This is a genomic window from Paenirhizobium cremeum (genome assembly GCF_047553425.1).
Taxonomy (GTDB): domain Bacteria; phylum Pseudomonadota; class Alphaproteobacteria; order Rhizobiales; family Rhizobiaceae; genus Allorhizobium; species Allorhizobium cremeum.
The window spans coordinates 2,352,488-2,369,813 of the sequence record NZ_CP180217.1 but is presented as its reverse complement, the minus strand read 5'-3'; the positions used below and the strand labels follow the sequence as shown (position 1 = coordinate 2,369,813).

Below are 17,326 nucleotides of genomic sequence, written 5' to 3'. Positions count from 1 at the left end.
TGGGCAGCTTCCGGCGCCCGGCAACTTCTCGCGACAATCGAACGGAACCGCGCGGAGCGGCGGGATCGTATCGAGCGGAGATATGGGCTGAATGGTTGAGTTTTCCCAGAATACGCCGGCGATGGTGGTGCTCGTTGCGGCCGTGGCATTCATCGCCCTTTTCGTGGTGGCGCCGCCAAGGATCAAGCAGGCCCAGGATGCGGCCACAGACGTTCAGGAGAGAGACATGAAGAACCATCCCTATGTAGGATTGTGGGTGACCGGTGACGGCTATATCCGGCACGAACTTCTGCCCAACGGGCGCTACGTGGAAGCGCGCGGAAACCGGGAACGCGCCTATGAGGGGCGCTACGAGGTGAACGGGAGCCATATCGAATACTGGGACGACACCGGCTTTACCGCCGATGGCGATTTCAGGAGCGATATCCTGCATCACGCGGGCATGGTGCTCTACCGGCATTGAGTCAACGGAGAACATACCGGACGAGGGTCAGGCGCCCTCGTCCGGTATGTTGAGGATATGGCCGCAGGCCTTGCAGTGTACGGCATCGGCATCATGGCGCTGCAGCCCGCATTCCGGGCAGGAGAAGGTGACCTTGTGGGGGCGGATGATCGCCTGGGCGAGCCGCACGAAGAGCGAAATGCCGATAATCATGGTTGCGATCGAGGTCAGCTTGCCGAAGGTGCCGGGAAGGGTGATGTCGCCGAAGCCCGTGGTCGTCACCGTCGCCACGGTGAAATAGAAGGCGTCGATGAACCCTTCCGCACCGTTCTCGCCGTAGAAGAAGAAGGTGTAGACGAAGCCGGTTATCGTAAACAGGAAGACGATGAAATTGACGACGGCGGTTGCGACGTCGATGAGATGGGCTTTGCCGAGGCGCCGCAGCATGACCTTGAAAATGGGGCGCTGGGTAATCGCCCAGATGCGCAGGGCGCGCAGAAAGGCGAAATTGAACAGGAGCTGCGGAAATAGCAGCGTTCCAAGCACCAGTATGTCGATCCATGTCATCGGCCGCGACAGCCAGCGGCGGAGGCTCCTCGCAATCAGCATCTGTGCGCCGAGTTCCACGGCGATCCACACGGCGATAAGGTAATCGAGAATGAGATAGCCGGCCCCCTTGCGCAGATAAGGTCCAAGCAGGAAGAAGCAGATGATGGCGATATCGATCAGGGCCAGCGTAAGCTGGAAGCGGATGGCCGCCAGACTCTCTGCGAAATAAAGGTTGCGCAGGCGTTCACGAAAGCTTCTCTTCACCTGGCTCACTGATCGAAAAACCTCCCCGACCGCCTCGTCCCTCCCAAACCGGGGGATGGAGCCCCTGGAACGACGAGCGTGCAACCGCTTATCGCCCTCTCCGTGGCGCGCCGTCAATCGGGCTTTGGAGACCGGTTCATCCGTTTCGGAACGGGCCATGACGATGCGGCCGCGGTTCGTCACTGAGTGAGGCTTTTGCAAACATGGATGGACGATGACGGGAAGAGGCCTTTCCGCCTTTCTCGATGGTGATCGCGAGACTGGGCGATGACGAGCACCTGAACGCCGTCGCATTCCACAGGGCGATAGACCAGCCGGTGTTTCCGATTGATCCGCCGTGACCAGGAGATCGAAGAAGTTTGCTCATCCGATCAGCCGGAACTGATCCACGTCGACCATGCCCTTGTCGGAAATCTTCAGGTGCGGGATGACCGGGAGCGGCAGGAAGGCGACCTGGAGGAAGGGCTCTTGCAGAGTCGTTCCAAGGGCATAGGCGGACTTTCTCAGGTGATGCAGCGTGTCGCGAACGGCCTCGTAGGGTTCAAGGCTCATGAGGCCGGCGACGGGGAGCGGGATCTCTCCGGTGACCTTACCGTCTTCGACCACGACGAAGCCGCCCTTGATCTCGCCGAGGCGATTGGCGGCGAGCGCCATGTCATCCTCGGAGACGCCGACGACACAGATGTTGTGGCTGTCATGGCCGACGGTCGAGGCTATCGCACCCTTCTTCAGGCCGAAACCCTGGACGAAGCCATTGGCATGGTTGCCATTCTTGCCGTGGCGCTCGATCACGGCGACCTTGATGATGTCGCGGTCGAGATCGACGCTGGTCTGGTTGCCGGCGGTGGGCAGGCGGTAGCGGCGGTGTTCGGTGATGATCTTGCCCGGAAGCACGCCCATCACAGGCGTTTCGCCTTCGGTGACGGGAACGCCGAAATCGGCGGCCTTGACGATCCGCGCCTTGACGCTGTCGAGGCCGACGGGCGCGACCGGCTTGCGGGTCGCGAAGAGTTCCGGGGTCACGCGGCGACCGGCGGCGAAAACGATATCGGCCTTGCAGTTTGCAAGGCTGTCGATGACGACGAGGTCCGCCCGCCAGCCGGGGGCGACGAGGCCGCGGTCCCTGAGGCCGAAGGCGCGGGCCGCCGAGATGGAGGCGGCGCGGTAGACGGCGAGCGGTTCAACGCCATGCGCGATAGCCGTGCGGATCATGTAGTCGAGATGGCCTTCCTCGGCGATATCGAGCGGGTTGCGGTCGTCGGTGCAGAGCGCAAGGAAGGGCGAGAGGCGTTCGGTGATGATCGGCATCAGCGCGTGCAGGTCTTTCGACACGGAGCCCTCGCGCACGAGGATGTGCATGCCCTTGCGGATCTTCTCCATGGCCTCAGGCACGTTGGTGCATTCGTGGTCGGTACGGATGCCGGCCGAGAGATAGCCGTTCAGGTCGTTGCCGGAGAGGAGCGGCGAGTGGCCGTCGATATGTTCTCCCTGGAACGCCTCGAGCTTGGCCATGCAGACGGGGTCCTTGTGGATCACGCCGGGGAAGTTCATGAACTCGGCGAGGCCGATCACCTTGGGGTGGTTGCGGAAGGGCAGGAGCCGTTCGATGGGCAGGTCTGCGCCGGCCGTTTCCAGATGGGTGGCCGGCACGCAGGAGGAGAGCTGGACGCGGATGTCCATGATCGCCTGTTCGGAGGAATCGAGGAAATACTGGATGCCCTCGGTGCCCAGTACATTGGCGATCTCGTGCGGGTCGCAGATGACCGTGGTGACGCCGTAGGGAAGGACGCAGCGGTCAAACTCATGCGGCGTGACGAGAGAGCTTTCGATATGGAGGTGGGTGTCGATGAAGCCCGGCACCACGATCCTGCCGGTAATGTCGATTTCCTCGCGGCCGGAATAGCTGCCGCAGGTGCCGACGACCCTGTCTCCGCAGATGGCGATATCGGAGGCGACGAGATCGCCGGTGACGAGATCGAAGAAGCGGCCCCCCTTCAGCACGATATCGGCTGGCTCGCGGCCCACGCCCTGGTCGATGCGGCGTTCAAGTGCGGTCATGCGGGTTCCTTCCGATTGCCGTGAGGCCGGCCGGTTGCCGCCGGCGGGACTCTCTTAGCGACCAGTCTACCCAACTGAGGGCCGAAAGGGAAAGCGCAAGGCGAGGCAATCCCGATCCTTCGGCAAATCTCCGGCCCTCGCTCAGTCCTTTGCCGTGAGCGCGCCGAGAAAGGTCAGGACCTGCCGGTTGAAGACCTGAAGCTGCTCAGGCGTCATGCCGGAGCGCGCTGTCAGCGTTTCGCCGAGGCACCGGCTTTCGTCGACCAGCGCGCGGCCGGCTTCGGTGAGCCAGACGTGAACCTGCCGCTCGTCGGCGGTGCTGCGCCGGCGCTCGACCAGTCCTGCCTGTTCCATACGCTTGACGGGCGGCGTGACAGTGCTGGATTCGAGCGCCAGGCGGTCCGCGATCGCGCCGACCGTCAGGCCATCGTTTTCCGCAAGTGCGTTCAGCACGAGATATTGCGGGTAGGTGATGCCCATGGCGTCGAGCATCGGCTTGTAGGTGCGGTTGATGGCGATATTGGCCATATAGAGCGAAAAGCAGAGCTGATTGTCCAACGGGACGGGCGATGTTTGGCTGGTCATGGGGAACTCCAGAAATTGGCTGTTTCTTTCTTTTACCACGAAAAATGATATCGCGATAATTTTTTCTCTAGACAAGCATTTCAATTCTGTTTATGCATATCGATATCGCGATAATAAATATCGCAGACTTAAAAGGAGACGGCAGATGACAGACCAGATTAACAAAACGACACGCAGGCGTGTTCTGATCGCGGGGATGGGTCTTGCCGCCTCGACGGCGATCCCGCCTTTCCTCGACCTAGCCAATGCATCCGCAGCTACGCAATCCAACCAGAAGGAGACGAACATCATGAGCAGCAGCACCATCACCACCAAGGACGGCACGCAGATCTTCTACAAGGACTGGGGTTCCAAGGACGCGCAACCGGTCGTTTTCCATCACGGCTGGCCGCTTTCGTCCGACGACTGGGATGCCCAGATGCTGTTCTTCCTGCAGCAGGGCTACCGGGTCATCGCCCATGACCGTCGCGGCCATGGCCGCTCCAGCCAGACGGACACCGGCAATGAGATGGACACCTACGCCGCCGATGTCGCTGAACTCGCTGCCCATCTCGACCTGAAGAACGCTATCCATGTCGGCCACTCGACCGGCGGCGGCGAAGTGACCCGCTATGTCGCCCGTCACGGCGGCAACGGCCGCGTCGCCAAGGCCGTCCTGATCGGCGCGGTTCCCCCCGTCATGGTCAAGTCGGACAAGAACCCGGGCGGCCTGCCGATCGAAGTCTTCGACGGCTTCCGCGCGGCGCTGGTCGCCAACCGGGCACAGTTCTTCCGCGACATTCCGGAAGGTCCGTTCTATGGCTTCAACCGGCCGGGCGCCAAGGTTTCCCAGGGCTCCATCGACAACTGGTGGAGGCAGGGCATGATGGGCGGCGCAAAGGCCCATTACGATTGCATCAAGGCCTTCTCGGAAACGGACTTCACCGACGACCTGAAGGCGATCGAGGTTCCCGTGCTGGTCATGCATGGCGACGACGACCAGATCGTGCCGATTGCCGACTCGGCACTGCTTGCCGCCAAGCTTTTGAAGAATGGGACGCTGAAGGTCTATGAAGGCCTGCCGCATGGCATGGCGACGACCCATGCCGACATCATCAACGCGGATCTGCTGGCCTTCTTCAAGGCGTAAGGGCAGATGGCGGACAGTGATCCGTCGATATCGGGTGGCCTGGAGGCGAGGGGTAATCCCACCTCCGGGCCGTCCTTTTTCGAAAGAAGCCGATGGCCGTTTCCCGGTGCGATGACGCTGCGGCGCGGGATATTTATGGGCGCGGTAGGCACTGGATTTTTGCCGGGAGGAGACGATATTTATCCCATGGCCAACGCAGATGACGAATTCCTTCAACGCCTGCCGGTTCTGCATGATTTCGGGGATGTCGCGGACACTCTGAGATACGAACCTTTGCCGGATGGCTGGGTGCTGGCCGTGGCCGATGTCATCAATTCCACCGGCGCAATCGACGCGGGTCGCTACAAGGCGGTCAACATGGCCGGCGCCGGCGTGATTTCCGCCCTTCTCAACGCGCTTGAGAAGCACGACCTGCCCTTTGTCTTCGGTGGCGACGGCGCTGTCGTCGCGGTTCCGCCGTCTTCGGTCGAGGTCGCACGGGAGACGCTGGCCCGCGTATTGAGCTGGGTGCGGGACGACATGGACCTTGCCATGCGGGCCGCCATCGTGCCGGTCGAGGATATCAGGCGTCATGGTCTCGACGTGCGGGTGGCGCGGTTCAACGCCAGCCAGGACATTTCCTACGCCATGTTCTCCGGCGGCGGCAGCAGCTGGGCGGAGGCGCGGATGAAGGCCGGCGATTACGGCATCGCATCCGCGCCCGCCGGCTCACGGCCGGACCTCACGGGGCTCTCCTGCCGCTGGAACCCGATCGCCGCCACCCATGGGCGGATCGTCTCGATCATCGCCGTGCCCCGGCCGGCAGGCGACATGGAGGCGTTTGGGCGTCTGGTCCACACGCTCGCGGAGCTTTCCAATGCCGATGGACGCGGCGGCCATCCTGTGCCGGTTGCAGGCCCGGAGGTCAGGGTTTCGGACGAGGCGATCGTTCTCGAAAGCAAGGCGCTCTCGCCTTATGGCTTCGGCTGGGCCAGATTGAGGAACATGGCCGGGATCGTGACCCAGATCATGCTGGTCAAGATCCTGTCGAAGCTCGACTGGTCGCTTGGACGCTTCAGCGCCAACGAGTATCGGCGGGGCGTTGCCCGCAACACCGATTTCCGCAAGTTCGAGGACGGACTGAAGATGACGGTCGATATTGCGCCCGGCAGGCTGGCCGAGATCCGCAAGAGGCTGGAGGAGGCGAGCGCCGCAGGCGTCTGTCATTTCGGCCTGCACGAACAGGATGCCGCTCTGATGACCTGCATCGTTCCATCGGCTGTGCGGCGAAACCACATGCATTTCGTCGACGGCGCCATGGGTGGCTATGCGACCGCGGCAAGCTACCTCAAGGCGCAGATGGGCAAGGCCTGACCGGCGGTTCAAGCCGGCATTGGGGCATGGCGTGCCCGAGCCTTCCCCTTGAAAGAGAAACGGCCGCTGCCGGCCGTTTCCTTGTGCGGTTGGTGCGATCGAGGCCTATTCGGCGGCGACGATCTTGCCGGCATCCCACTTGAACAGCGAGAATGCCTGCGAGGTGAGGTCGCCGGTTTCGCCGTAGGTGACCTTGCCGATGGTGGTCGGGATCGCCTCGCCGGATTTCAGGGCCTTGGTGACAGCTTCCGCATCCTCGGCGCTGCCGGCCTTTTCGATGCCGGCCTTCAGCACTTCGACTGCGGCATAGGCATTGAGCGTGAAGGCTTCAGCCGGGATGTTCTGCGCGGCGAGCGCGTCGGCAGCGGCCTTGGAATCCGGGTTCTTCAGCGCGTCGGAGGCGTTGGTGAAGACGGTGCCGTTGGCCGAATCGCCGCCGATGGAGGCGTATTCGCTGTTCGACAGGCCATCGCCGCCGATAATCAGCGCCTTGACGCCGAGGTCGGCAAGCTGGCGGGCCAAGAGGCCGCCTTCCGGATGATAACCGCCGAAATAGACGACATCGACGTTTTCGGCCTTGAGGCGGGTGGTGAGCGCGCTGAAGTCCTTGTCGCCGGCTGTCAGCGCGTCGTTGAAGACTTCCGTCACGCCGCCGGCGTTCAGCGTCGCCTTGAAGGCGTCAGCGAGGCCTTTGCCGTACTGGCCCTTGTCGTTGATGATGGCGACCTTCTTGTCCTTGAAGTTGGCGAGAACGTATTTCGCCGCCACTTCGGCCTGCTGATCGTCACGGCCGCAGGTGCGCAGGACATTGGTCAGGCCGCGATTGGTCAGGTCCGGGGCAGTTGCGGTCGGGGTGACCATCAGCACGCCGTTTTCGGCCAGGACGTCGGAGGCCGGAATGGCGACGCCCGAGGTGACCGGACCGACGACGAAGCGCACGCCTTCACCGACGAGCTGGTTTGCGGCGGAAACGCCCTGCTTGGGCTCGCCGGCATCGTCGGCAAGCTTGAGAACGACCGTTTCGCCGAGAATGCCGCCCTTCTTGTTGATTTCGTCGACTGCCACCTGGGCGCCGTTCTTAACCTGCTCGCCATAGGCGGCGACCGGTCCGGTCAGCGGCGCGATCAGGCCGATGACGATTTCGGCGTGGGCAAGCGGCGCCACGGCGAGGAATGCGGAAATGGCGGTACCCGCCAGCAGACTGATTTTCATGTCGGTTCTCCTTGATTGTTACGAAGGGTGAACCCTTCGAGACTCCCCTGGGGCTTTTCTTGTTTTGTCCGAGCCTATCGGAAAGGCGACGATGGAAAAAGAGCGGGCTTGCTGTTGGCGGTACGCATTACGCCGCATCCGTCACGCGGGATTGTTCCTGCGCCATTTGCGCAGACGACCGCAAGCATTGGCATAGGGCGATGAGGTGTTGAACTGGATCATCCGCCCCTGCGTCCACTTTTCATACCAGGGCCTGCCGTAGAGTGCCGCGTCGTCGCTTTGTCCGATCATCTCGACGATACGCGACTTTGCCGCATCGAGCCTTTCGAGCAGTTCCCCGTCGTCAAGGCTTTCGTAATCCCGGTAGAATTTCTGCGCGAGGCGGCCGAGTTCGTTCCATTTGTAGCCCGTTTTGGGGAAATCCACCGGCTCGCCGGCAGCTTTCAGCGCATGCCATTTGAGAACGAGTTCGTTCCAGCCGAGAAGATAGGCGAGGAGATCGTGAACGCTCATCGACGTGCCCGCCGCATGGCCTTCCATCGTTCGCTCCCGCCAGCGGGCGAACGGTATCTGGCCGAGTTCGCGCCTGAGCTTGTCGTATTCCCGCTCGATTGCCTGAAGGAGGTCGTCTTTGCTGGCCGGGACCGCCATTTTCTTTCCTTCTTGTTCCGTGACCATCGGCCTCAGACTGCTGACAAACCCTTTCTGAGCTGATCTCGTGCTCTGATCTTGCTTCCTCCACTGCCGTCATTCCGGCCTCGAGCCGGAAACCAGCGCGATCAAGTCTTTGATCGCAAAAGAGTCTCTTGCGCGATGGACATCGCGCCGCTGGATGCCGGAACAGGTCCGGCATGACGGAGACGGGAGCGTCGGCGATCTGTACGAGACTTTGTCAGCAGTCTCAGGCGGCCCTGCGGGCCGCCTTTTCGTATGTCGGATCTGCGGGGATCAGATGTTGTTCATCAGTACCTTGCGGAGCTTGGCGAAGAGCTCGTCGATCTGGTCCCTGGTGATGATGAGCGGCGGCGAGAGTGCGATGATGTCGCCGGTGGTGCGGATCAGCAGGCCGTCGTTATAGGCCTGCAGGAATGCGTTGAAGGCGCGTTTGGTCGGTTCGCCGGCAATCGGCTGAAGCTCGATCGCGCCGATCAGGCCGATATTTCTGATATCGATGACATTCGGGCAGTCGCGCAGAGAATGGAGCTGCTCTTCCCAGTAGGGGGCAAGCTCGCTGGCGCGGGTGAGCAAGCCTTCCTCCTTGTAGGTGTCGAGCGTGCCGAGGCCGGCGGCGGAAGCGATCGGGTTGCCGGAATAGGTGTAGCCGTGGGCGAACTCGATCAGGTGTTCCGGACCCGTCATGAAGGCGTCGTGGATCTCGGAGGTGACGAAGACGGCCCCCATCGGGATGACGCCGTTGGTCAGGCCCTTGGCGGTGGTGATGATGTCCGGCTTCACGTCGAAATACTGGGCGGCGAAGGGCGCGCCGAGGCGGCCGAAACCGGTGATGACTTCGTCGAAGATCAAGAGGATGCCGTGTTTGGTGCAGATCTCGCGCAGGCGCTGGAGATAGCCCTTCGGCGGGATGAGCACGCCGGTCGAGCCTGCGACCGGCTCGACGATGACGGCGGCAATCGTCGAGGCGTCGTGCAGCGCGACGATGCGTTCGAGCTCGTCGGCGAGCTCCACGCCGTGTTCCGGCTGCCCCTTGGTGAAGGCGTTCTTCGCCGGCTGATGGGTGTGCGGCAGGTGGTCGACGCCGGTCAAAAGCGTGCCGAACATCTTGCGGTTGCCGACGATGCCGCCGACGGACATGCCGCCGAAGTTGATGCCGTGATAGCCGCGCTCGCGGCCGATCAGGCGGAAACGGGTGCCTTCGCCCTTCACGCGCTGGTAGGCGAGCGCGATCTTGAGGGCGGTATCGACCGATTCCGAGCCGGAGTTGGTGTAGAAGACATGGCTCATGCCGTCGGGCGCGATGTCGACCAGCCGGTTGGCCAGTTCGAAGGCCTTGGGATGGCCGAGCTGGAAGGCCGGCGCATAGTCGAGTTCGCCGGCCTGCTCGCGGATCGCCTCGGTGATCTTCGGACGGCAGTGACCGGCATTGACGCACCAGAGGCCGGCCGTGCCGTCGAGCACCTGGCGGCCGTCATGGGTGGTGTAATACATATCCTTGGCGCCGACGAAGAGGCGCGGCTCCTTCTTGAACTGGCGGTTTGCCGTGAACGGCATCCAGAAGGCGCGCAGATCGTTGGGCGTGGTATTCAGGCGGTTGGACATTCATCTTCTCCATGGCCATTGCGTTGCGGGTGGCCATTTCCCGCCCGGTCGTGACGATACCGGAAAACCGAAAGCCGGCGCAGGTTAGCAGGGCGTCGAAGGTCGTCAACCGTGATCGCCGGTTATCCCGGAGGATGCGGTTTCCGGCGGGCGGCGGAGCCGGTTTCCTGCCCCGTTTTTCCGTCATCAAGGCTTCTTGCGGCTTGCATAAGCTTGCGCGCGCAGGGCGCAGCCGGAGCAGCGTTCATTGCATCTCATTCATCCATCGATCCATCCAGTCCTACTTCGGGAGCAGACATGTCCGACCGCCAGAAAACCAGGGCGCGGCCCAATCCGCGCCGCGCATTTGCCCAAACCTATGGAGAGGTGCTGGCTGCCGGCATCGAGCGCCGCAGCGTCTTGAAGGGCTTGCTGGCGGTTGCCGGCAGTTCCGTCGCCATGCCGTTCATCGGCGGCAAAGCCGAGGCAACGGAGGTTTCCACGCTCAGGTTCAACGAACTCAAGCGCGTGCGCGACCGCGAGGATCACTGGCCGGAAGGCTATGGCCGCCAGATCCTGGCGCGCTGGGGCGATGCCCTGTTTTCCGACAGCCCGGCCTTCGACGTGGCCAAGCTCGACGGCAAGGCGGCCGAGCGCCAGTTCGGCTACAACAACGACTTCACCTATTATATGCCGCTGCCCTTCGGCTCGGACAGTTCCGATCACGGACTGATGATCGTCAGCCATGAATATGCCACGCCTTTCCTGATGTTCCTCGGCCTGACGGATGAGGACTATCGCGAGAAGCTGACGGATGACCAGATCCGCGCGATCATGGCGTCGGTCGGTCTTTCGATCTTCGAGGTGCGCAAGGCCGGCGACAGGTGGGAGGTGGTGCTGGACGGCAAGCTCAACCGTCGCATCCATATGGGCACGGAGATGGCGATCTCCGGTCCCGCCGCCGGCGACGACCGTCTGAAGACCAAGGCCGATCCGGCCGGCAGGACGGTGTTCGGCACCATCTCGAACTGTAACGGCGGCATCACGCCCTGGGGCACCATGCTTTCCGGTGAGGAAGGCTCGATGGACGTGTTTGCCGGGGACTACACCACGCTTGCGAACCGGGAGCTGGTGGAGCGCCAGGGCTGGGACGAGGAAGACAACGATATCTACGGCGTCGGCCGGATCGAACCGCGCTTCAAGTTCGAGGAAGAGCCGAACGAATGGATGCGCTTCGACTGGGTGGTCGAGATCGATCCGCTCGATCCGACGGCAAAGCCGGTGAAGCGCACGGCGCTCGGCCGCTTCACCCATGAGGGCGCGCAGTGCGCGGTGGCTCCCGATGGCCGCGTCGTGGTGTTCATGGGCGACGACGACGACTTCGAATATCTCTATCGCTTCGTCAGCCGCGATCCCTGGAACCCGAACGACCGCGCCGCCAATCGGGACATGCTCGACAACGGCACGCTCTCTGTCGCCAAATTCTCGAGCGACGGGACCATGCAGTGGCTGCCGCTCGTCGCCGGCGAGGGGCCGCTGACGGTCGAGGCCGGGTTCAGGAGCCAGGCCGACGTCGTGCTCAACACCCGAGGTGCCGCCGACCTTCTGGGGGCGACGCCGATGGACGCGCCGGAAGGTTTCGTCGTGCATCCGAAGACGGGCAAGCTCTACGTCGCCATGACGGAGAACGAGGATCGCCTTGCCGCCGGCGAGGGCGAGGAACGCGAGCAGGTCAACCCGGCCAACCCGCGCGGCCCGAATCCGCACGGTCATCTTCTGGAACTCGTGCCGCCCGGGGGCGCCGAGAAGCCGGACTTCGCCGCGGAAAGCTTCCGCTGGGATGTGTTCGTGCTTTGCGGCAATCCGGCCGTGGCCGAGGAAGGGGCGATGTTCCATCCGGCGACCTCCGAAAACGGCTGGTTCACCGATCCGGACAACCTGTCGGTCGATCCGGCAGGGCGTCTCTGGGTTGCCACCGACGGTCCGCCGCCGGCCGGCATTGCCGATGCACTTTTCGTGATGGACACCGAGGGCGAGGGCAGGGCGCTGCCGAAACTGTTCTACGTGGCCCCGGTCGGCTCCGAATGCTGTTCGCCGACGTTCACGCCGGATGGCAAGGCGGTGTTCGTTTCCATCCAGCATCCCGGCGAATTGCGTTTCGGGGATGATGAGGATGCGACCTCCATCGCCGATGCCGGCACCGGCTGGCCGGACTTCAAGGACGGCCTGCCGGCGCGCCCCGCCCTGATCGTGCTCAGCCGCGACGACCAGCAGGTGCTCGGCAGCTGACCTGCCGCGGCCCGAACCGGGCTCCCTAAATCCTGTGGCGGGGCCGGGACGGCGTGGCATCGAAAAACAAAACCGGCGGATTTCAGATCCGCCGGTCAAGAATGATCCGGTTTGGTGATGTCAATCGCCGCATGTTCCCGGCCGAGCGGTCATCGCATGGCCCAAGCATTATCGCTGCCGGCATGGCAGCGCTGTCATTAGGCGGCAGTCTTGCTAGCGCTGGTCTGGCAATAAATGTCTTCCAGCGTTTCGAGGATCTTGATAACCGACTCGGAGGTGCTGGAATAATAAATGGTCTGCGCATCACGGCGCGTCTTCACGAGCTTCTGGGCACGAAGCTTGGAAAGATGCTGCGACAGGGCCGACTGGCTCAGGCCGACCTGAGTCGCGAGGACGCCGACCGGCACTTCTCCCTCGACGAGGGAGCAGAGGATCATCAGCCGCTTCGGGTTGGCCATCGCGGAAAGGAGACCGGCTGCGGCAATCGACTGTTCAGACAAAGCTTTTGTTTTCATGACTTCAACTTTCCTTTGTCGGAGCCCTGGGAGGGGGCGACCGTTTGCAATCCTTCAAATTAGCTATGGTCAAACTCTAACAACAAGCTGCTAATTGTATATGCCTAAATTTAAGGTATCGGGTTTGCTGTTTTAGATATAGCTGAATTCAAATCCGCTGGTGAAGCAAGCAGGTGCTCGAATTCATGTCTGGCCAGAAAATCGCCGCAAATAAGGTCGATTCCAGCCCTGTCTATGCCGCAAAACAACCATTTTCCGGGCTTCTGCCCGCATCGCGTTGTGGCGATCCGAGCGGCGGCATCCGGAAACCTCACCATTAATTCTTGTAGTGTCCCGCTTTCGTTTTCCCACGATGTGCCATCGGGAAAGGAGGGAATCACGAAGTCCTCGGCGGACAGAATGTAGGCCTTTCCGAAGCCGCCGTTGAGACTTGCCGCCTGCGGCACGAGGCGGAAAAAGCGGAAATCGGGAAAGTCGATATAGAGCTTCGCCTTGGGATGGCGGGCGATGAAACGGGCGCGCAGCTTGAGATGTTCGGCGCTCTCCCGCTCGACCGTCTGCGCGAGGCATTGCACCGTTACGCGCGGATAGGCAAGCGGATCGCCCTTGCCCGGTTCGCCGGCGAGAAGCGAGACCCTGTTGTCGGCGAGCAGGGCCCTGGTATGGGCGGAAAGGCCGGACACAAGGATGACTGCGCTGCCATCGGTGTCCGTTCCGAGCAGGACCCGGCTGACGGAGGGAAATCCGCTTTCCGGATCGATCACGGAGAGTGCCGCATAGCGCGCCGACCGCAGGAGCCGGCGCGCGAGCCCTCGCGCTTCGTCATCCGTTTCGCGAATGACCGATGGTTTGTCCGACATGTACCTTCATTCCCGAAATGCGGGCGCATTTCATGGCCTTCCGGTCATGCCTTGCGGCGATGCCTCGTCAGGCCGTTGACGACATCCTGGGACGAGATGGTGCCGATGACGGCTCCGTTGTCAACAACGCCGATCGTCCCCGGGTGGCGGGAGAGCGCATCGAGGATTTCGACCAGCGGCGTTTCCGGCTTGGCTGTGCCGGCAACAGTGCCCTGGCCCGACGGAGCATCGAGGCCCGACGCCATGACGTCGCGCGCGGTCAACATGTTGATCGGGTTCATGTTCTGCACGAAATCCGCAACATACTGATCGGCCGGATTCTGGACGATTTCCTGCGGCGTGCCGCATTGGATGATCCGTCCGCCTTCCATGATGGCGATGCGGTTTCCGATACGGAAGGCCTCGTCCAGATCGTGGCTGACGAAGAGGATCGTCTTCTTGAGGCGGGACTGGAATTCCAGAAGCTCGTCCTGCAGGCGCGTGCGAATCAGCGGGTCGAGCGCCGAGAACGGTTCGTCCATCAAAAGGATAGGGGCGCCGGTGGCAAAGGCGCGGGCAAGGCCCACGCGCTGCTGCATGCCGCCCGAGAGCTCGTTGACCTTGCGGTTGGCCCATTTGGTGAGGTTGACGAGTTCGAGCTGCTCGGCGACCGTCCTGGCGCGTTCGGCGTCCGGAACGCCCGCAAGCTCGAGGCCGAAACCGACGTTTTCCGCAACCGTGCGCCAGGGCAGGAGCCCGAACTGCTGGAACACCATGGAAACCGTGTGCATGCGCAGGTCGCGCAGGGCCTTCGGGCTTGCCCGATAAGGATCGACATTGCCGTGGGGCGTCCTGACGCTGACATTGCCGCGCACGACCGGCGCAAGGCCGTTGACCGCGCGCAGGAGGGTCGACTTGCCGGAGCCGGACAGGCCCATCAGCACGAGGATTTCGCCTTCCTTGACCGCAAGCGAGGCACCGGCAACGCCGAGCACAAGGCCGGTCTCGGCGCCGATCTCGTCGCGGGTCTTGCCCTGGTCGACGAGCGCCAGCGCCTTTTCGGGGTTGTCGCCGAAGACGATATCGACATTTCCAAAAATGACGGCGTCGGTCATGCGTCGTCTCCCGTCTCGGAACTGCGGAACATGCGATCAAGGATGATCGCGAGGATGACGATACAGAGCCCGGCTTCGAAGCCCTTGGCGATGTTCACGGTGTTGAGGGCGCGAACGACCGGCACGCCGAGGCCGCTTGCCCCGACGAGGGCGGCGATCACCACCATGGACAGCGACAGCATGATGGTCTGGGTGAGGCCGGCCATGATCTGCGGCATGGCGAAGGGCAGTTCGACCTTGCGCAGCACCTGCGTCGGGGTGGCGCCAAAGGCGATCGCGGCCTCGACGAGCGCCGGCGGCGTCGAGATGATGCCAAGGCGCGTCAGCCGGATCGGAGCGGGAATGGCGAAGATGACGGTGGCGATCAGGCCCGGAACCATGCCGAGACCGAAGAGGATCAGCGCCGGAATCAGGTAAACGAAGGTCGGGATGGTCTGCATCAGGTCGAGCACCGGGCGCATGCCGGCATAGACCCATGCGCGGCGGGCGGCGGCGATGCCGAGCGGTATGCCAAGCAGCATGCTGACGGCTGTCGCGGCCAGAACCAGCGCCAGCGTCTCCATGGTTTCCTTGAAATAGCCCTGGTTCATGATGAGCAGCAGGCCGACGAAGGTAAAAAGGGCGATGGCGATCGACCGGCGCAGCCAGTAGGCGAGGGCGGCGATCGCAACGATCACGGCGATCGGCGGCGGGGCCTGTAGCACGAAGAGGAGGGCCTTGATGATCCGGTCGAGCGAATAGGAGAGCAGGTCGAAGAACCACTCGCCATTGTTCGTCAGCCAGTCCACGCCGGTCTTGGCCCAAGGGCCGATATTCAGTTTGCCGCTGGAATCCGCAAGCCAATCAGGTAACGAAATCACGTCGTTGCCATCCGTCTCAAGTTTCGGGAAAATCGACTGTCAAACGCACCGCGGCGATCATCATACGCCGTCGCGGTGCGTTCGGATATCAGAGGCCGAGGGCGCTCTTGACGGCTGCGGCAGCATCTCCGCCATCGAAGGTGGTGACGCCTGCAAGCCAGGGCTCGACGGCCGAGCCGTTGGCCTTCAGCCATTCGGTCGCAGCGACTTCCGGATCCTTGCCGTCGTTCAGGATCTTGCCCATGATCTCATTTTCCATGGGAAGCGAGAACTTCAGGTTGGTGATGAACTTGCCGACGTTCGGGCATTCCGTCGTGTAGCCGGCGCGAATGTTGGTGAAGACGGTGGCGCCGCCGAAGTTGGGCCCGAAGATGTCGTCGCCGCCGGTCAGGTAGCTCATCTTGTAGTTGGCGTTCATCGGGTGCGGTTCCCAGCCGAGGAAGATGACCGGGGTACCGTCCTTCTCTGCGCGGGCGACCTGCGCCAGCATGCCCTGTTCGGAGGATTCGACAACCTCGAAGCCCTTGAGACCGAAGGTGTCCTTCTCGATCATGTCGAGGATCAGGCGGTTGCCGTCATTGCCCGGCTCGATGCCGTAGATCTTGCCTTCCAGCTCGTCCTTGTGGGCGGCGATGTCCTTGAAGTCCTTGATGCCGAGTTCAGCGCCCTTGGCGTTGGTGGCAAGCGTGTACTTGGCGCCCTCGAGGTTCGGCCCGTATGATTCGACCGACTTGTCGTCGAGGAAGGGGCGAACGTCGTTTTCCTGGGTCGGCATCCAGTTGCCGAGGAAGACGTCGATGTCCTTGTTCTTCAGGGACTGGTAGGTGACCGGGACGGAAAGGACCGTGGTGGCGGGCTCATAGCCGAGCGCCTTCAGGACCACGGAGGCGGTAGCGGTGGTTGCCGTGATGTCGGTCCAGCCGACGTCGGAAAACCTTACGGCCTTACAGCTTTCGGCGTCCGCCGCAAAGGCTGCGGAGGTAAGCGCAAAAAGCGATGCGGCGGAGGCGAGGGCGAGCCGCCGAAAGGACGAATTATACATTATGATGCTCCCTTTTTTTAATGTTCCCAAGTCAACATTCAATACCGCATAATTGCAAGCGTGATGGCGCGTTTGCGGCGGATCGTGGTCCCGATTTGCGACGTGGCAATTTTGGAAGCGATTTTTGCGCTGCGAAGCGGGGGCCATGGCCCCGGCAGCCGTCCCGCGCATCCGGCGGTCGCCTGACCTTTTTATTTGGGAGATTTCAATAATGCTTGCGATACTGGCCTGGCTGGCCATGGCCGCCTATGCGGCCCATGTCCTTGAGGAATATACGCTGGACTGGCGCAACTGGGCGCGGGCGGTGATCGGCCTGCCGGTGGAATGGAGCGACTTCTTCGTCACTAATTCCGTGGTGGTCGCGCTCGGCATCGCGGCTGCGATGCTGGCCGAGACATTCCCGTTTGCCGCACTCACCTATGCGGCCCTGATGCTCGTCAATGCCGTCTTCTTTCACATCCTGCCGTTCCTCCGTACAGGCGGCCGCTTTTCGCCCGGTCTCTTCACCGCGGTGACCATGTTCCTGCCGCTCGGCCTTGCCGTGATGGTGGAGGCGATCCGGAGCGGCACGGCCGGACCGGCGACCATCGTTCTCGCTTTTGTCGGCGGCGGTCTGCTGATGGCCTATCCCGTGGTGCTGCTGAAGCTCAAGGACCTGCCTTATTTCCGGCAGTCAAGCGAGGAAGCAAGAGGCTGACTTCTCCCGGTTCTTTCTCCATAGCAAAGAGAAAGGGAGGCCGATGCCGGTTGATCCGCGTCAAGTCGCCCTGTCGTCGTCCGCATTAAAGTTTTATAAGGTTCCTCGCCGAGGCGCCGGA

Annotated in this window: 16 protein-coding genes; 5 read left to right on the top strand and 11 right to left on the bottom strand. The window is 62.4% G+C overall.

The window, feature by feature from the left end:
* The first annotated feature begins 91 nt into the window (after nt 1-91).
* Nucleotides 92-463, top strand: a complete 372-nt coding sequence (locus ACLBKR_RS11685; RefSeq protein WP_244709600.1) for an Atu4866 domain-containing protein — start codon at nt 92-94, stop codon at nt 461-463.
* Between the two features lie 27 nt (nt 464-490).
* Here ACLBKR_RS11685 and ACLBKR_RS11680 read toward each other — a convergent pair whose 3' ends face one another.
* The 3 genes from ACLBKR_RS11680 to ACLBKR_RS11670 all read right to left on the bottom strand — a co-directional run bounded on the left by ACLBKR_RS11680 (nt 491) and on the right by ACLBKR_RS11670 (nt 3,898).
* The gene (locus tag ACLBKR_RS11680; RefSeq protein ID WP_113442679.1) at nt 491-1,264 is read right to left on the bottom strand and encodes a potassium channel family protein; all 774 of its coding nucleotides are present in this window, start codon (nt 1,262-1,264) and stop codon (nt 491-493) included.
* Nucleotides 1,265-1,618: 354 nt separating this feature from the next.
* Complete coding sequence (gene ade, locus ACLBKR_RS11675; protein WP_113448861.1) at nt 1,619-3,313, bottom strand: adenine deaminase; 1,695 nt, start codon at nt 3,311-3,313, stop codon at nt 1,619-1,621.
* A 141-nt stretch (nt 3,314-3,454) separates the two neighbouring features.
* Nucleotides 3,455-3,898 carry a MarR family transcriptional regulator gene (locus tag ACLBKR_RS11670; protein WP_113448862.1) on the bottom strand — a complete coding sequence of 148 codons (444 nt, stop codon included), beginning with the start codon at nt 3,896-3,898 and terminating at the stop codon, nt 3,455-3,457.
* A 289-nt stretch (nt 3,899-4,187) separates the two neighbouring features.
* On the opposite strand from ACLBKR_RS11670, the gene ACLBKR_RS11665 reads away from it, so the two are divergent.
* Both ACLBKR_RS11665 and ACLBKR_RS11660 read left to right on the top strand, forming a co-directional pair.
* Nucleotides 4,188-5,027 carry an alpha/beta fold hydrolase gene (locus ACLBKR_RS11665; RefSeq protein WP_244709683.1) on the top strand — a complete coding sequence of 280 codons (840 nt, stop codon included), beginning with the start codon at nt 4,188-4,190 and terminating at the stop codon, nt 5,025-5,027.
* Nucleotides 5,028-5,213: 186 nt separating this feature from the next.
* A complete protein-coding gene (locus tag ACLBKR_RS11660) occupies nt 5,214-6,380 on the top strand; it encodes a DUF3095 domain-containing protein (RefSeq protein WP_113448863.1) in 1,167 nt (388 codons plus the stop codon).
* Nucleotides 6,381-6,485: 105 nt separating this feature from the next.
* Here the strand turns inward: ACLBKR_RS11660 and ACLBKR_RS11655 are convergent, their stop codons facing one another.
* The 3 genes from ACLBKR_RS11655 to ACLBKR_RS11645 all read right to left on the bottom strand — a co-directional run bounded on the left by ACLBKR_RS11655 (nt 6,486) and on the right by ACLBKR_RS11645 (nt 9,869).
* Nucleotides 6,486-7,592 carry a branched-chain amino acid ABC transporter substrate-binding protein gene (locus ACLBKR_RS11655; protein WP_113448864.1) on the bottom strand — a complete coding sequence of 369 codons (1,107 nt, stop codon included), beginning with the start codon at nt 7,590-7,592 and terminating at the stop codon, nt 6,486-6,488.
* 141 nt (nt 7,593-7,733) lie between these two features.
* Nucleotides 7,734-8,243, bottom strand: a complete 510-nt coding sequence (locus ACLBKR_RS11650; RefSeq protein ID WP_113448865.1) for a ClbS/DfsB family four-helix bundle protein — start codon at nt 8,241-8,243, stop codon at nt 7,734-7,736.
* A 297-nt stretch (nt 8,244-8,540) separates the two neighbouring features.
* Complete coding sequence (locus ACLBKR_RS11645; protein ID WP_113448866.1) at nt 8,541-9,869, bottom strand: aspartate aminotransferase family protein; 1,329 nt, start codon at nt 9,867-9,869, stop codon at nt 8,541-8,543.
* Between the two features lie 297 nt (nt 9,870-10,166).
* On the opposite strand from ACLBKR_RS11645, the gene ACLBKR_RS11640 reads away from it, so the two are divergent.
* On the top strand, nt 10,167-12,137 hold the full coding sequence (locus tag ACLBKR_RS11640; RefSeq protein ID WP_113448867.1) for a PhoX family protein: 1,971 nt from the start codon (nt 10,167-10,169) through the stop codon (nt 12,135-12,137).
* 197 nt (nt 12,138-12,334) lie between these two features.
* Here the strand turns inward: ACLBKR_RS11640 and ACLBKR_RS11635 are convergent, their stop codons facing one another.
* The 5 genes from ACLBKR_RS11635 to ACLBKR_RS11615 form a co-directional block, all read right to left on the bottom strand.
* Complete coding sequence (locus tag ACLBKR_RS11635) at nt 12,335-12,652, bottom strand: ArsR/SmtB family transcription factor (RefSeq protein ID WP_099058525.1); 318 nt, start codon at nt 12,650-12,652, stop codon at nt 12,335-12,337.
* A 110-nt stretch (nt 12,653-12,762) separates the two neighbouring features.
* Nucleotides 12,763-13,512: a HugZ family protein gene (locus tag ACLBKR_RS11630; RefSeq protein WP_113448868.1), complete on the bottom strand. Its 750-nt coding sequence runs from the start codon at nt 13,510-13,512 to the stop codon at nt 12,763-12,765.
* A gap of 44 nt (nt 13,513-13,556) precedes the next feature.
* On the bottom strand, nt 13,557-14,606 hold the full coding sequence (choV, locus tag ACLBKR_RS11625; protein ID WP_112831075.1) for a choline ABC transporter ATP-binding protein: 1,050 nt from the start codon (nt 14,604-14,606) through the stop codon (nt 13,557-13,559).
* On the bottom strand, nt 14,603-15,463 hold the full coding sequence (gene choW, locus ACLBKR_RS11620; protein ID WP_112831157.1) for a choline ABC transporter permease subunit: 861 nt from the start codon (nt 15,461-15,463) through the stop codon (nt 14,603-14,605). Before choW ends, choV begins: the two co-directional genes overlap by 4 nt.
* A 91-nt stretch (nt 15,464-15,554) precedes the next feature.
* Nucleotides 15,555-16,508 (bottom strand): choline ABC transporter substrate-binding protein, encoded by a 954-nt coding sequence (locus ACLBKR_RS11615; protein ID WP_113448869.1) that lies wholly within the window; start codon nt 16,506-16,508, stop codon nt 15,555-15,557.
* A 211-nt stretch (nt 16,509-16,719) separates the two neighbouring features.
* On the opposite strand from ACLBKR_RS11615, the gene ACLBKR_RS11610 reads away from it, so the two are divergent.
* Nucleotides 16,720-17,205 (top strand): HXXEE domain-containing protein, encoded by a 486-nt coding sequence (locus tag ACLBKR_RS11610; protein ID WP_414899335.1) that lies wholly within the window; start codon nt 16,720-16,722, stop codon nt 17,203-17,205.
* Nucleotides 17,206-17,326: the final 121 nt, after the last annotated feature.

What these genes read in the sequence shown, in the direction of transcription:
- ACLBKR_RS11645 (WP_113448866.1), bottom strand. Translation starts at nt 9,869, where the DNA reads ATGTCCAACCGCCTGAATACCACGCCCAACGATCTGCGCGCCTTCTGG.
- ade (WP_113448861.1), bottom strand. Translation starts at nt 3,313, where the DNA reads ATGACCGCACTTGAACGCCGCATCGACCAGGGCGTGGGCCGCGAGCCA.
- ACLBKR_RS11660 (WP_113448863.1), top strand. Translation starts at nt 5,214, where the DNA reads ATGGCCAACGCAGATGACGAATTCCTTCAACGCCTGCCGGTTCTGCAT.
- ACLBKR_RS11650 (WP_113448865.1), bottom strand. Translation starts at nt 8,243, where the DNA reads ATGGCGGTCCCGGCCAGCAAAGACGACCTCCTTCAGGCAATCGAGCGG.
- ACLBKR_RS11685 (WP_244709600.1), top strand. Translation starts at nt 92, where the DNA reads ATGGTTGAGTTTTCCCAGAATACGCCGGCGATGGTGGTGCTCGTTGCG.
- ACLBKR_RS11615 (WP_113448869.1), bottom strand. Translation starts at nt 16,508, where the DNA reads ATGTATAATTCGTCCTTTCGGCGGCTCGCCCTCGCCTCCGCCGCATCG.
- ACLBKR_RS11665 (WP_244709683.1), top strand. Translation starts at nt 4,188, where the DNA reads ATGAGCAGCAGCACCATCACCACCAAGGACGGCACGCAGATCTTCTAC.
- ACLBKR_RS11655 (WP_113448864.1), bottom strand. Translation starts at nt 7,592, where the DNA reads ATGAAAATCAGTCTGCTGGCGGGTACCGCCATTTCCGCATTCCTCGCC.
- choV (WP_112831075.1), bottom strand. Translation starts at nt 14,606, where the DNA reads ATGACCGACGCCGTCATTTTTGGAAATGTCGATATCGTCTTCGGCGAC.
- ACLBKR_RS11640 (WP_113448867.1), top strand. Translation starts at nt 10,167, where the DNA reads ATGTCCGACCGCCAGAAAACCAGGGCGCGGCCCAATCCGCGCCGCGCA.
- ACLBKR_RS11630 (WP_113448868.1), bottom strand. Translation starts at nt 13,512, where the DNA reads ATGTCGGACAAACCATCGGTCATTCGCGAAACGGATGACGAAGCGCGA.
- ACLBKR_RS11610 (WP_414899335.1), top strand. Translation starts at nt 16,720, where the DNA reads ATGCTTGCGATACTGGCCTGGCTGGCCATGGCCGCCTATGCGGCCCAT.
- ACLBKR_RS11670 (WP_113448862.1), bottom strand. Translation starts at nt 3,898, where the DNA reads ATGACCAGCCAAACATCGCCCGTCCCGTTGGACAATCAGCTCTGCTTT.
- ACLBKR_RS11635 (WP_099058525.1), bottom strand. Translation starts at nt 12,652, where the DNA reads ATGAAAACAAAAGCTTTGTCTGAACAGTCGATTGCCGCAGCCGGTCTC.